We start from the raw sequence: 12,775 nt of genomic DNA on the forward strand, positions 1-12,775 counted from the left end.
CTTCAGCGACTCAGGAGGCCGAGCGCAGGCCTTGCGAAGGGAGGTGACGGGCAAGGATGCCCGTCAAGCGCTGGGGCCCAGGATGGGCCCTGCAGCGCGGTCCTCCCGGGAGCAAGGCCGTAGCGAGGGGACCCCGAAGCGCAGCGTAGGGGCCGTATGATGGAGCGCAGCCTTTTTTGGTTACTTTTTGGGGCGTTTGCCAAAAAGTGACCCGCCGTAAGGGCGGAAAGGTGACTAAGCATCGCCCCAATGCTGGATCACCCCCCCCCTCAAAACCAACACCAACACCCACACCAACGATCAAGAAACCAAACCCTCCCGCTCAACCAGCCGAATACTGTCACGCCCCCCGCGCTTCGACTCATACAACGCCACATCCCCCTGCTCAATCAACGCCGCCAAACTCACCGGCGGCTGATCAAACACATTAGCCCCAATACTCAACGTAACCGCCTGCGGCGTAGGCACCGTCTGCCCAGCAAACAGCTGAAACCGCTCACGCAACTGGCTACCCAGCTCCATCACCCGCTCCCGCGTCGCCTCACTGAGCAGAATCACAAACTCATCCCCCCCAAGCCGCGCCGCCAGCGACCGCTCCGGCAGCACCGCACGAATCATCTCGCTCAAGGCGATCAACAGCCGATCCCCCGCAATGTGCCCGTGCAAATCGTTGACCAGCTTGAAGTTGTCGATATCGATCAACAGCAAGGCCCCCGGCCGCGCCGGGCTGACCTCTTTGAAAAAGTGCGGCGCCCGCACTTCCAGCGCCCGCCGGTTGTACAGTGCCGTCAACGGATCGCGCGCCGCCAGCCGGGCGATTCGTTCTTCACGGCGATAACGCACCGTCCCCGTCATCGACAGCGCAATCAACATGATCGCCATCGCCCCTTCGACCAGGGAAATCTGAATGATCAGCCCGCCAAAGGTCGCTAGGTCAATCAAGGTGCCCGGCGTGATCGCAATGATCGCCTTCGCCACATAGAACAGGCCATGGATCAGCAATACATAGCGCAATTGCACCGCGCCCACGCTCAGCGACCTGCCGTGAGGCTTCAACAAAAAGCTGGCCTTGAGGGTCAACAGCGCCACCAGCAACGAGTTGACCATCAGCATCACCTTCGACCACTCCGGCCCCGCGGGCAGCAGCAGCAAGGCGAACCACACCGGCACCATCAGCAGCCAGGTGCGCGACAGGCGGTTCTGGGTAAAGCGCAACACCCCCATCAGGAAAAACGCATGCGCCACCACCAGCAACCCGTTGGCGAACCAGATGCCGATCAACAGCAAGCCAATACCACGCAACAGGGCCAGGGTGGAGCCAACGGTAATAGTGGCGAAGCCCGCGCTCCAAAACAGGAGTGAAGCCTCGCGAACGCTGCGCCATTCGATCGCCAGGTACAAAGCAGCAGCGGCTGCCAGGGCGATCGTAATCGTCAGCATCGTGGGTGGATCAAGCGCCATAGACGGTTTGGCCTATCTGGTTAACGTGGGAAATGGGCTGATTGTATGCGCTTGCCACACTTTTTCAGAGCCCCTCCCACACCGTTAAAGCACCCGTTTGATCAACGGTTCAAGGCGGCTATAGCGCAACCGCCGCAACAGCTTGCGCACCTCCTTGGGGTGCTCGGCCTTGACCCCAAGCTCGGCCGCTGAATCGATTTTCCGTGCGTGCTGGCGTATCCCCGTCAATTCCACGTCTCGAGGTACCAACCACTGCCCTGCTGGGTCATCGATAAGCAGGCCATTCTCAAGGTCCAGGTTGAACCCACGCGGGTTGAGGTTGTTACCGGTCAGCAGCGAATAACGCTGGTCGATCCACAGCCCCTTGGCATGGAAGGTGTGCCCGGGGTCGTTCCAAATCCGCACTTCGAGCTGGCCATTGGCAAGCGCGGCCTGGCGACGGCGGGCAAAGGCGCGCAGGTTGTCCTCGTACAAGTAGGGCAACGCGCCGCTAGCACTGAACGGCTCACCCGGGGCTATATAGAAGTCATTGGCCGTGCGATCGCCGACGATCAACTCCACGCGCACGCCACGGTCCAGCGCGTGGTCGATTTCGCGCATCAATACCCGAGGCGGGTTGAAATAAGGCGTGCTGATGATGATCTGCGTGCGTGCAGCGGCCAGCAGTGCGCAAAGTGCTTTGTTGAGCGGGTTGCCCCGCCCAACGCCAAGCAGCGGGATGACCCGCAAGCCCTGCCCCGCTTCGCCGGCGGGTACCTCATAGCCCATGCGCCGCAGCCGCGCGCGCAAACGCCGGATGTCACCGCGTAAGCTGCGGGTCGCGGGTGGTGCCGGCAAGTCCAGCCGCGGTGTGGCGGTGTGGTGCAGCAAACGTCGAACCAGGTCGACCATGGCATCGGCCAGCGCAGGCGACTGGAACAGGTGATAGCGATCCAGGCGATAGCGGTCGAAACGGTGCAGGTACACGTTATTGAGGCTGGCACCGGTGTAGATCACACAGTCGTCGATGATGCTGCCTTTCAAGTGCAACACACCAAACAGCTCGCGGGTTTGCACCGGAACGCCGTGGATCACTACATCCAGCCCCCGCAATTGGCGCTGGGCCTGGTACCAGGCCGCATTACCCGGCTGCCGCCCGCCCCCCAGCAGGCCACGGCGGGCACGGAACCAGTCAACCACAATGGTGATTTCCAGGCCTGGCCGCGCGGCCTTGGCCTGGTACAGGGCATCGAGCACTTCCTGCCCGGCCTCGTCTTCCTGCAGGTACAGGGCGACGATGACGATGCGTCGGGTCGCCGCCGCGATGCGCTCGAGCAGGCAGCGACGGTACGCCGCGGCATCGGGCAATACCTGGATCGCCTCAGGCGCGAGGGCAAAACCTGGCAGCGCCGCCAGCATGGATTCGGGGTTCACGTAGGTTCACCTTCTGTCTGCATTCAGGTCCATTCCTGGCCACCAGCCCGGGGTGTAAGATCGACCGGGTAACGACCTATAACAACAAGAATCATGCGAGGCCTGTTTTTCTCACTGCCCCCGACGAATCACGCCTCAGCTTGCACAGGAAGATCGCAATGGTCCACCCCGTTTCTGCAATCGTAACGCCTTCACCCGCCAAGACCTTCGGTTTTCTGATCTTGCCCAATTTCACCACCATCGGCCTGGCGTCGGCGGTGGAGACCCTGCGCATGGCCAACCTGGCGGCCCGCCGGCCGATGTACCGCAGCGTGCTGATCGCCGCCAGCGATGAACCGGTGGCGGCCAGCAACGGCATGCGCGTGTTGCCTGACTACAGCATCGGCAACGCCCCGGCGCTGGACGCCCTGCTGGTGGTCGGGGCCAACCCGATCGATCGCAGCCGTGGCAACCGGCCCTTGATCGACTGGCTACGCCAGCTGGCCCGTCAACGCCTGCCGTTGGGCGGCATCTGCACGGGCAGTTACCTGCTGGCCAAGGCCGAGTTGCTCAAGGGCTACCGCTGCACCATCCACTGGGAAGACATGCAGACGTTGCAGGAGCAGTTTCCCGGTATCGTCATTTCTGGCCAGCTGTTCGAACTGGACCGCGACCGCTACACCTGCTCGGGTGGTGTGGCGGCCATGGACATGATGCTGCAACTGGTGGCCCGGGAAGAAGGCGGCCAAGACATCGCCGCCAAGGCCGCCGAACTGCTGCTGTGCGACCGTGTGCGTGGCGAGCGCGAACGCCAGCGGGTGCCCCTGCGCACCCTGCTCGGCAGCGCCCAGCCCAAGTTGAGCCAGGTGGTGGCGATCATGGAAGCCAACCTGGAGGAGCCACTGGCGCTGGAGGAGCTGGCCAGCCTCAATGAAGTGACCGTGCGCCAATTGGAGCGGTTGTTTCATAAATACCTGCAGCGCACGCCCAGCCAGTATTACCTGGAGTTGCGGCTGTCGCGGGCGCGGGAGTTGTTGTTGCGCAGCGATGTGCAGGTGCGTGAGGTGGCGCTGGCCTGTGGGTTCAGCTCGCCGGCGCATTTTTCCAAGAGTTACAGCCGGTTTTTTGGGCTGTCGCCGCTAGGGGAGCGGCGGCAGGCTTCGTTGCACTGATATCAAACAGTGCTGGCCTCTTCGCGGGCAAGCCCGCTCCCACAGGATTTCCACTCACCTTGAGCGCGGTGGGGGACCGGTGGGAGCGGGCTTGCCCGCGAAAAGGCCGGCACAGATTGAATCAATCCTTCAGGGCCGCATGCGCCGTCTCCCGGCACATCAGCATCGCCACCAGCGCCACCAGTGCTGCGGCCAACAGGTACCCCGCCGGTGCCAGTTTGCTGCCAGTCAGCTGTATCAGCCAGGTGGCAATGAACGGCGCCGTCCCGCCAAACAAGGCATTGGCCACGTTGAAGCTCAGGGCGAAACCACTGAAGCGCACCCGCGTCGGGAAGATCTCAGCCAACAGGCACGGCAAGGTCCCATCGTTCATCGCCAGCATCGCGCCAAACAGAATCTGGATGGCCAGAATCACCAGCAGCGGTTGCCCATCGAGCAACGTGAACAAGGGCACGGTGAGCCCCAAAAACAGCAGCGAGGCGATTACCAGCATGGTCTTGCGGCCAAACTGATCCGACAGCCGCCCCATCAGGAAAATCAGGCCGATGTAAGTGGCCAATGAAACCGTCGAGGCAATGAAGGCATCTCGCTCGGTCATGCCCAGCTCAGTGGACAGGTACGTCGGCATGTAGCTGAGCAGCAGGTAAAACGCCACCGCGTTAAGGCACGTCACGCCGATACCGATGCCGAGGCTGCGGCGATGCTGGGTCAGCAATTCGCGAATCGGTGCCGGGGTCATGCAGGCCTTGTTCTCGAGACGCTGCTCCATCTCTAGAAACTTGGGGGTGTCCTGCAGGCTCATGCGGATGTAACGGCCCACCAGCCCGAACGGTGCAGCCAGCAGGAACGGCAGGCGCCAGCCCCAGCTGTGCAGGTCCTCGGTGCTGAGTAGCTCATGCAGCACCGCCACAAACGCCGCACCGAACAGCAACCCCGCTGCCGTGCTGGCCGGCACGATACTGGTGTACAGGCCACGCCGGCCTTGGGGCGCGTACTCGGCCAGGAAGGCCGATGCCCCCGCGTATTCGCCCGACGCCGAAAAGCCCTGCACCAGGCGTATCAGCAGCAACAGGCACGGTGCCCATAGGCCGATCTGCGCATAGCCAGGCAGCAGGCCGATGCAGAAGGTCGAGATCGACATGATCAGGATCGACAACGACAGCGCGTTGCGTCGCCCATGGCGATCACCAAAGTGGCCCCAGACCACGCCGCCCAACGGGCGAACGAGAAACGACAGGGCGAACACCGCGAAGGTCGCCAGCAGGCCGGTGGTCTTGTCGGTTTGCGGGAAAAACGTGGCGGCAATGATGGTGGCGAGGTAGCCGTAGGCGGCGTAGTCGAACCATTCGACGAAGTTGCCCATGAAACTGGCGCGCGCGGCCTTGCGCAGGGCCTGGCGTTCGGCGCTGTGCGCGACGTTGCCGAGGGTTGAGGCGTTCAGGGTGGTGCTGGACATGACGGGTACCCTCTGGTTCTTCTAATTGGAGGCAGGGTCTGGTGGTCATACAGTGATTTTATTGTTGTTAGTGCCGGCCTCTTCGCGGTTGAACCCGTTCCTACAGGGGCCGGCACCGAGCATCATTTGCGGATGATGTTGTGCTCCGGCCCGTACGGGAACTTGGTGATGTTTTCGGCGCCGCTGTCGTTGACGATGAGGATATCGTGCTCGCGGTAGCCGCCAGCACCCGGCCGCCCTTCGGGCAGCATGATCATCGGCTCGATCGACACCACCATGCCCGGCTCAAGCACGGTGTCGATGTCTTCGCGCAGCTCAAGCCCCGCCTCGCGACCGTAATAGTGGCTCAACGTCCCAAACGAATGGCCATAGCCGAACGTGCGGTACTGAAGCAGGTCGTGACGCAGGAAGATCTCGTTCAGCTCACGGGCAATGTCACTGCAGCGCATGCCCGGGCGCACCAGTTTCAGCCCAGCCTCATGCACCTCGACGTTGGCCTGCCACAGGCGCAGGTGATCATCCGGGCAATGGTCGAGGAACAAGGTACGCTCAAGGGCGGTGTAATAGCCGGCGATCATCGGGAAGCAATTGAGGCTGAGGATCTCGCCCTTGCCCACCGTGCGGCTGGTGACCGGGTTATGCGCGCCGTCGGTGTTGAGCCCGGACTGGAACCAGGTCCAGGTGTCCATCAGCTCGCCGTCGGGGAAAGACTTGGCGATCTCGCGAACCATCGCCTGGGTGGCATGCAGCGCCACTTCGTACTCGGGCACATGCTCACGCAGGGCCTCGACCACTGCCGCGCCGCCGATATCGGCCACCCGCGCGCCGTGCCGGATCAACGCCTGCTCTTCTGCGGACTTGATCATGCGCATGCGCATGCACGGGGCGCCGATGTCCAGCAACTCGGCCTTGGGGTAGCAGGCGGCGAGCTTGCCGTGGTTTTGCAGGTTGAGGTGGTCGTACTCCACGCCGATGCGCGAGGCCAGCGGCAGCGCTTGTTGAATGGCGACGAAGAAGTTGTCGCGTTGCCAGTCGGTGTAGACGATGTTGTCGGTGCCGACCGTGCGCCGCCAAGGCTGGCCGCCATCGATGTTGGCGCTGATCGAGACGACCTTGTCCTGGGTCACCACCAGTGCATAGGGGCGGCCAAACGAGCAGTAGAGGAAATCACTGTAGTAATTGACGTTGTGGTACGAGGTAAAGATCGCCGCTTCGATGTCCTGCTCGGCCATGTAGGCCCGCAGGCGGGCGTGGCGGGCTGCGTATTCCTGAGCGGAGAAGGTCGCTTTGACCTTGTCGCCGTTGCGGATCTTCAGGGTTTTTGGCATGTGCATGGTCGGGTTCCTTGTCGTTGTGAGCACGCTGTTTCAGGCCGGCCGCCTGAGAAGCATTGCAACAGAACGAACGAGGACGCTTTTGTATCTATCCGACCTGGAATTGGCGGGATGGCCACCGACTTGTAGGAGCAGCCTTGTGCTGCGAAGAGGCCGGTACAGGCAGCCCGAATTGCGGCTCTCTGTACCGGCCTCTTCGCAGCACAAGGCTGCTCCTACACAGGTTGTGGGGTTTCAGGCACGCTTTATTTCAGATCAAAGCGGTCCAGCTCCATGACTTTTACCCAAGCCGCAACGAAGGCCTTCACAAACCTGTCCTTGCCATCGCTGCTGCCATACACCTCGCTCAACGCCCGCAACTGGGCATGCGAACCGAACACCAGGTCAACACGGCTGCCCGTCCATTTAACCTGCCCGGTCTTGCGGTCCCGGCCTTCAAAGCGCTCGTTGTCGGCTGACGTCGGCGTCCACTGCACGCCCATGTCCAGCAGGTTGCGGAAGAAGTCGTTGCTCAACGTACCCGGCTTGTCGGTGAACACCCCGTCCTTGTTGCCGCCATGGTTGGCACCCAGCACGCGCAGGCCGCCGATCAGCGCCGTCAGCTCGGGCGCCGTCAGGGTCAGCAGTTGGGCCTTGTCCAGCAGCAGCTTCTCGGCCTTGACGCTGTAGCGGTCCTTGGTGAAGTTGCGGAAGCCATCGGCCAGCGGTTCCAGCACAGCGAACGACTCAACATCGGTCTGCTCTTGGGACGCATCGACGCGGCCGGGGCGGAAGCCGACGCTGCCACTGTAACCCGCATCCTTGGCGGCCTTCTCGACGGCGGCGGTACCTGCCAGCACGATCAGGTCGGCCAGGGAGACCTTCTTGCCACCGTTGCTGAACTCGCTCTGGATCTTCTCCAGCGCTGCCAAGACCTTGCCTACGCCCTGGTTCGCAGCCCAGTCTTTCTGCGGTGCCAGCCGCAAGCGTGCACCGTTGGCACCACCACGCTTGTCAGACCCACGGAAGGTCGAAGCTGAAGCCCAAGCGGTCGATACCAACTCGCCCACGCTCAAGCCTGAAGCCAGAATCTTGGCCTTGAGCGCTGCGACATCCTGCTCGCCCAACGATACCGGGTCGGCTTTAGGCAGCGGGTCTTGCCACAGCAATTCCTCGTTGGGCATTTCTGGCCCGAGATAGCGCGCCAGAGGGCCCATGTCGCGGTGGATCAGCTTGTACCAGGCACGGGCAAAGGCGTCCGCCAATTGGTCGGGGTTGTCCTTGAAGCGGCGAGCAATCGGCTCGTAGATCGGGTCAAAGCGCAGCGCCAGGTCGGAGGTGAGCATGGACGGCGCATGGGTTTTGCTGGGGTCATGGGCATCCGGCACGGTGCCTGCGCCTTTGCCTTCCTTCGGCCGCCACTGGTGCGCACCAGCCGGGCTCTTGGTCAGCTCCCACTCGAAGTTGAACAGGTTGTTGAGGTACTCGTTGCTCCAGCGCGTCGGCGTCGAGGTCCAGGTCACTTCCAAGCCGCTGGTGATGGTGTCGGGGCCTTTACCGGAGCCGAACTGGTTGGCCCAACCCAGGCCCTGCATCTCCAGGCCCGCAGCCTCGGGCTCGGCCCCCACATTGTCGGCGGGGCCTGCGCCATGGGTCTTGCCGAACGCATGGCCCCCGGCGATCAGCGCCACGGTCTCTTCATCGTTCATGGCCATGCGGCCGAAGGTTTCGCGGATGTCTTTGCCCGAAGCGACCGGGTCGGGGTTGCCTTCTGGGCCCTCCGGGTTGACGTAGATCAGGCCCATCTGCACGGCGGCCAGCGGGTTTTCCAGGTTGCGCTCGGCCTGCAGGTTGCGGCTCTGTTCTTCGCCGTGCTTGGCGGGTTCGGCCACCAGGTCACCCTGGCCGGGTTCCTGTGCCTTGACCTGCTCCTTGCCGTAGCGGGTATCGCCGCCCAACCAGACCTTTTCCGAGCCCCAGTACACGTCTTCATCCGGCTCCCACACATCGGCGCGCCCGCCAGAGAAACCAAAGGTCTTGAAGCCCATGGACTCCAGCGCCACGTTGCCGGTGAGGACGATCAGGTCAGCCCAGGAAATCTTGTTGCCGTACTTCTGCTTGATCGGCCACAGCAGGCGCCGGGCCTTGTCCAGGCTGACGTTGTCCGGCCAGCTGTTGAGTGGGGCGAACCGCTGCTGACCGGAACCGGCGCCACCGCGGCCATCGCCAATGCGGTAGGTCCCGGCGCTGTGCCAGGCCATACGGATGAACAGCGGGCCGTAGTGGCCGAAGTCGGCGGGCCACCAGTCCTGGGAGTCGGTCATCAGGGCCGTCAGGTCTTGCTTCAGGGCCTGGAAATCGAGGCTCTTGAAGGCGTTGGCGTAGTCGAAATCCGGGTCCATCGGATCGGATTTGGCGGTATGTTGGTGAAGGATTCTCAGGTTGAGCTGGTCAGGCCACCAGTCACGGTTGGTGGTGCCGCCACCTGCGGTTTGATGGAACGGGCATTTCGATTCGTTCGACATCTGTGGGTACCTTTGGGTCGGTTATCCAGATTTCCGGTCTATGCCAGGTGTTCTATCAGCCGAGCGCTTGGGCTCGTGCCTACCCCTCATCAGGTCTGGTCGGTGTCTTGCCGACACGGGGCTTGCGAAGCTGTCACGGCGGGGCGCTACGGTCTTGAACACAGGTGCTCAGGCGCGCCCCGGCCGCGGAATTCACAGGGCCAGGGGAAAGACTAGCCGAGCTTGGGCAGACTTCTAATAGAGCGAGTATTACGGGGTAATAGGCTGGCTCTGTCAGCGTTCTGCCGTGCCGGCCTCTTCGCGGGGCAAGCCCGCTCCCACAGGTTTGGTACGGGGCTTGGATCTACCTGTGGGCGCGGGCTTGCCCCGCGAAAAGGCCCGCACATCCATACAAGGCAATCGGGCCTGCGCCGTGCTTCAATACACCGCCAATCCCCTCAGACCCCGTGAGCCAAGCCCCATGAACCGCAACGACCTGCGCCGCGTCGACATGAACCTGCTGGTGCTGTTCGAAGCCCTGATGATCGAACGCAACCTGACCCGCGTCGGCGAAAAACTGTTCATCACCCAGTCCACCGTCAGCGCCGCCCTCGCCCGCCTGCGCGAGCTGTTCGACGACCCGCTGCTGATCCGCAACGGTCGGGCCATGGAGCCCACGCCACGGGCGATGCAGATTTTCACCGAGCTGGGGCCGGCCATGGATGTGATTTCTTCCGCCATCAGCCGTGCGCGGGCGTTCGACCCCGCCAACAGCTGCAACGTATTCCGCCTCGGGCTTTCGGACGACGCCGAGTTCGGCCTGCTCCCGGCCCTGCTTCAAGCCTTGCGCGAAGAGGCACCGGAAATCAGCGTAGTGGTGCGGCGGGCCAACTTCCTGTTGATGCCAGGCCTGCTCTCCAGCGGCGAGATTTCGGTGGGCGTGAGCTACACCACCGACCTGCCGGCCAACGCCAAGCGCCGCAAGTTGCGCGACATTGGCGTACGCGTGCTGCGCGCCGACGATCGAGCGGGGCCACTGACCCTCGACGAGTACTGCGCCCGCCCGCATGTGATGGTGTCGTTTTCTGGCGACATGAGCGGCAACATCGACCTGGATTTAGCGCGTATCGGCCGTTGCCGCAAGGTGGTGCTGGCCGTGCCGCAGTTCGGCAGCCTGCGCGCGCTGCTGCGCAACACCGAACTGATCGCCACAGTACCGGACTACGCCGCTTGCGCCCTGGCCGATGACGGCAGCTTGCGCGCCGACCCGGCGCCGTTCGAGATCACCGAGGCAGAACTGTCGATGGTCTGGAGTGGCGCCCAGGACAACGACCCGGCCGAGCGCTGGTTGCGCGAGCGGATCCTGCAGTTCATGGCATCGCCATGAACCCAGGCCGTGTCACTTGCTCCGTTGCATCCACGCCGCGCCCAGGCCACTGATGCAGATGATCGAGATCCCTACCAGGCTCAGGCTGTCTGGCACCTGGCTGTAGAACAGCAGCCCAAGCAGCCCGGCAAACACGATCTGGCAGTAGCTGAACGGCGCCAGCAGCGCCGGTGCGGCATGGCGAAACGCCTGGGTCAGCAGCAGGTGGGCCGTCATGCCGAAACCACCCAGCGCCAGCATCAACAGTGCATGGTCCCAGCGCGGCACCTCCCAGAAAAACGGCACCAGCGCACTCATCGCCAGGGTATTGCACAGCCCTGCATAGAAGTTGCTGGTGGTGGGGCTGTCATGGGCAGCCAGAATCCGCGTCAGCAACTGATAGAAGCAGAAGCCCAGCGCCGAACCGAAGGGGTACAGGATCGCCGGCGTGAACATCGCACCACCGGGGTGCACCACCACCAGTACCCCGATAAAGCCCATCACCACCGCCACCCACTGCCCCACCGTCACCCGCTCCTTGAGCAAGGGTGCCGACAAGGCCGTGACCAGCACGGGCGCGAGGAAGTTGACCGCCGTGGCCTCCGCCAGCGGCAGGTATTGCAGGCCGGTGGTGAACAACAGGCTGGTGCTGAGCAGGCTCAGGGCACGCAGGGTCTGCAACAGCGGGCGACGGGTGCGCAGTACATTGAGGCCAGACTTGGGCAGGAAGATCCCGGCCATCAGCAGGGTGTGCACCACATAACGCGCCCACACCACCATGATGACCGGGTACAGGCCACCGAGGAACTTGGACAGGGCATCGTGGCTGGCGAACAGGAACGTCGCCACCACCACCAGGGCGATACCACGCAGCGGTTGGTTGACTCCGGACAGCGGTGTGCTGGAACTCATGGCGTTCTCGACGGCGGCGCGGCCGGATGCTGCGCCCAGGGAAAGCCGCACAGGGCTGGCCTGGCGGATGAAACAGCTCGAATTCTAGAAGAGATAGACGAGGATAAGGAAGTTCAATTGGCGCTTGTCGAGGCCAAACGCAATTTCCGTTCGCTGATCGACCACTTTCGTCCCGCCGCGCATGGTCCGCGCCGGGCTGATCGAAGACCATCCCCTACGGACTCTGTAACCACTACAAGGAACTGTCATGCGAAGGCTCACCACCCCTAACGGCCTGGACCTGCCCTGCATCGGCCTGGGCACCTGGCCGATGACCGGCAGCGAGTGCACCCAGGCTGTGCGCCAGGCCCTGGACCTGGGTTACCGACACATCGACACCGCCACCGCCTACAACAATGAAGCGGCTGTGGGCCAAGCCCTGCGCGAGAGCGACGTGCCACGCGAGCAGATCCACCTGACCACCAAGGTCTGGTGGGACCGCCTGGACCCCAAGGCCATGCGTCAGTCGCTGGAAGACAGCCTGCGCGTGCTGGGCACCGAGCAGGTCGACCTGTTCCACATCCACTGGCCGGGCAAGGACTGGGACCTGCCCCGCAGCATCGAGACCCTGGTAGCCCTGCGTGACGAAGGCAAGGCGCGCAGCATTGGTGTCGCCAACTTCCCGCTTGGCCTGCTGCGCCAAGTGGTCGAGACGCTGGGCGCGCCGTTGTCGGCCATTCAGGTGGAGTACCACGTGCTGCTCGACCAGCAGCCGTTGCTCGACTATGCACGCCGCCACGACTTGCTGCTCACGGCCTACACCCCGCTGGCACGCGGGCAGGCGGCGCAACAACAGGTGATCCAGGCGATTGCCCGCAAGCATGGCGTCCTGCCGAGCCAGGTGGCACTGAAGTGGTTGCTCGACCAGGACGGCGTCGCCGTGATCCCCAAGGCCAGCAGCCGCGAGAACCAGTTGGCGAATTTGGCGGCGCTGGACGTGCAGCTGGATGATGAAGACCGGGCATTGATTGCGGGTTTGCCGAAGGATCAGCGCGTGGTCAGCCCCGACTTTGCGCCTGACTGGAATAGCTGATACTGGCCCCCTGTGTAGGCGCAGCCTTGTGCTGCAAAGAGGCCGGTGATGGCACTAAAGATTCACTGTGTTATCACCGGCCTCTTCGCAGCACAAGGCTGCTCCAGGGATCGCGCGGGGCCGTCGG

The 12,775-nt window shown here is 63.3% G+C and carries 9 protein-coding genes; 3 read left to right on the plus strand and 6 right to left on the minus strand.

The genetic code is table 11. The annotated features are described in order from the left end of the window. Positions 1-300: 300 nt before the first annotated feature. Positions 301-1,461: a GGDEF domain-containing protein gene (locus tag MFF34_RS23745; protein WP_238216770.1), complete on the minus strand. Its 1,161-nt coding sequence runs from the start codon at positions 1,459-1,461 to the stop codon at positions 301-303. 84 nt (positions 1,462-1,545) lie between these two features. Continuing rightward, the gene (gene pssA / locus MFF34_RS23750) at positions 1,546-2,859 is read right to left on the minus strand and encodes a CDP-diacylglycerol--serine O-phosphatidyltransferase (RefSeq protein WP_374707421.1); all 1,314 of its coding nucleotides are present in this window, start codon (positions 2,857-2,859) and stop codon (positions 1,546-1,548) included. 173 nt (positions 2,860-3,032) lie between these two features. Here pssA and MFF34_RS23755 point away from each other — a divergent pair, with 173 nt between their 5' ends. Beyond that, positions 3,033-4,025 carry a GlxA family transcriptional regulator gene (locus tag MFF34_RS23755; RefSeq protein WP_238216774.1) on the plus strand — a complete coding sequence of 331 codons (993 nt, stop codon included), beginning with the start codon at positions 3,033-3,035 and terminating at the stop codon, positions 4,023-4,025. A 121-nt stretch (positions 4,026-4,146) separates the two neighbouring features. Here MFF34_RS23755 and MFF34_RS23760 read toward each other — a convergent pair whose 3' ends face one another. The 3 genes from MFF34_RS23760 to katG form a co-directional block, all read right to left on the minus strand. Then, positions 4,147-5,481, minus strand: coding sequence for an MFS transporter (locus tag MFF34_RS23760; protein WP_238216776.1), 1,335 nt, complete (start codon positions 5,479-5,481; stop codon positions 4,147-4,149). Between the two features lie 122 nt (positions 5,482-5,603). Beyond that, complete coding sequence (locus MFF34_RS23765) at positions 5,604-6,815, minus strand: M24 family metallopeptidase (RefSeq protein ID WP_238216778.1); 1,212 nt, start codon at positions 6,813-6,815, stop codon at positions 5,604-5,606. Positions 6,816-7,060: 245 nt separating this feature from the next. Then, the gene (gene katG / locus MFF34_RS23770; RefSeq protein WP_238216780.1) at positions 7,061-9,319 is read right to left on the minus strand and encodes a catalase/peroxidase HPI; all 2,259 of its coding nucleotides are present in this window, start codon (positions 9,317-9,319) and stop codon (positions 7,061-7,063) included. 460 nt (positions 9,320-9,779) lie between these two features. Between katG and MFF34_RS23775 the strand changes: the two genes are divergently transcribed. After that, positions 9,780-10,685, plus strand: coding sequence for a LysR family transcriptional regulator (locus MFF34_RS23775; RefSeq protein ID WP_238216783.1), 906 nt, complete (start codon positions 9,780-9,782; stop codon positions 10,683-10,685). 12 nt (positions 10,686-10,697) lie between these two features. On the opposite strand, the gene MFF34_RS23780 is transcribed toward MFF34_RS23775, so the two are convergent. After that, positions 10,698-11,576, minus strand: a complete 879-nt coding sequence (locus MFF34_RS23780) for a DMT family transporter (protein ID WP_238216785.1) — start codon at positions 11,574-11,576, stop codon at positions 10,698-10,700. Between the two features lie 247 nt (positions 11,577-11,823). Between MFF34_RS23780 and MFF34_RS23785 the strand changes: the two genes are divergently transcribed. Beyond that, complete coding sequence (locus tag MFF34_RS23785; protein ID WP_238216787.1) at positions 11,824-12,648, plus strand: aldo/keto reductase; 825 nt, start codon at positions 11,824-11,826, stop codon at positions 12,646-12,648. The last annotated feature ends 127 nt before the right edge of the window (positions 12,649-12,775 follow it).

Origin of the sequence: Pseudomonas sp. PAGU 2196 (genome assembly GCF_022179005.1) — a bacterium.
In the GTDB taxonomy this organism is placed as follows: Bacteria; Pseudomonadota; Gammaproteobacteria; order Pseudomonadales; family Pseudomonadaceae; genus Aquipseudomonas; species Aquipseudomonas kermanshahensis.

Coding starts and splice junctions, on each gene's coding strand:
- MFF34_RS23760 (WP_238216776.1), bottom strand. CDS start 5,481: ATGTCCAGCACCACCCTGAACGCCTCAACCCTCGGCAACGTCGCGCAC.
- MFF34_RS23745 (WP_238216770.1), bottom strand. CDS start 1,461: ATGGCGCTTGATCCACCCACGATGCTGACGATTACGATCGCCCTGGCA.
- MFF34_RS23755 (WP_238216774.1), top strand. CDS start 3,033: ATGGTCCACCCCGTTTCTGCAATCGTAACGCCTTCACCCGCCAAGACC.
- MFF34_RS23780 (WP_238216785.1), bottom strand. CDS start 11,576: ATGAGTTCCAGCACACCGCTGTCCGGAGTCAACCAACCGCTGCGTGGT.
- pssA (WP_374707421.1), bottom strand. CDS start 2,859: ATGCTGGCGGCGCTGCCAGGTTTTGCCCTCGCGCCTGAGGCGATCCAG.
- katG (WP_238216780.1), bottom strand. CDS start 9,319: ATGTCGAACGAATCGAAATGCCCGTTCCATCAAACCGCAGGTGGCGGC.
- MFF34_RS23765 (WP_238216778.1), bottom strand. CDS start 6,815: ATGCACATGCCAAAAACCCTGAAGATCCGCAACGGCGACAAGGTCAAA.
- MFF34_RS23775 (WP_238216783.1), top strand. CDS start 9,780: ATGAACCGCAACGACCTGCGCCGCGTCGACATGAACCTGCTGGTGCTG.
- MFF34_RS23785 (WP_238216787.1), top strand. CDS start 11,824: ATGCGAAGGCTCACCACCCCTAACGGCCTGGACCTGCCCTGCATCGGC.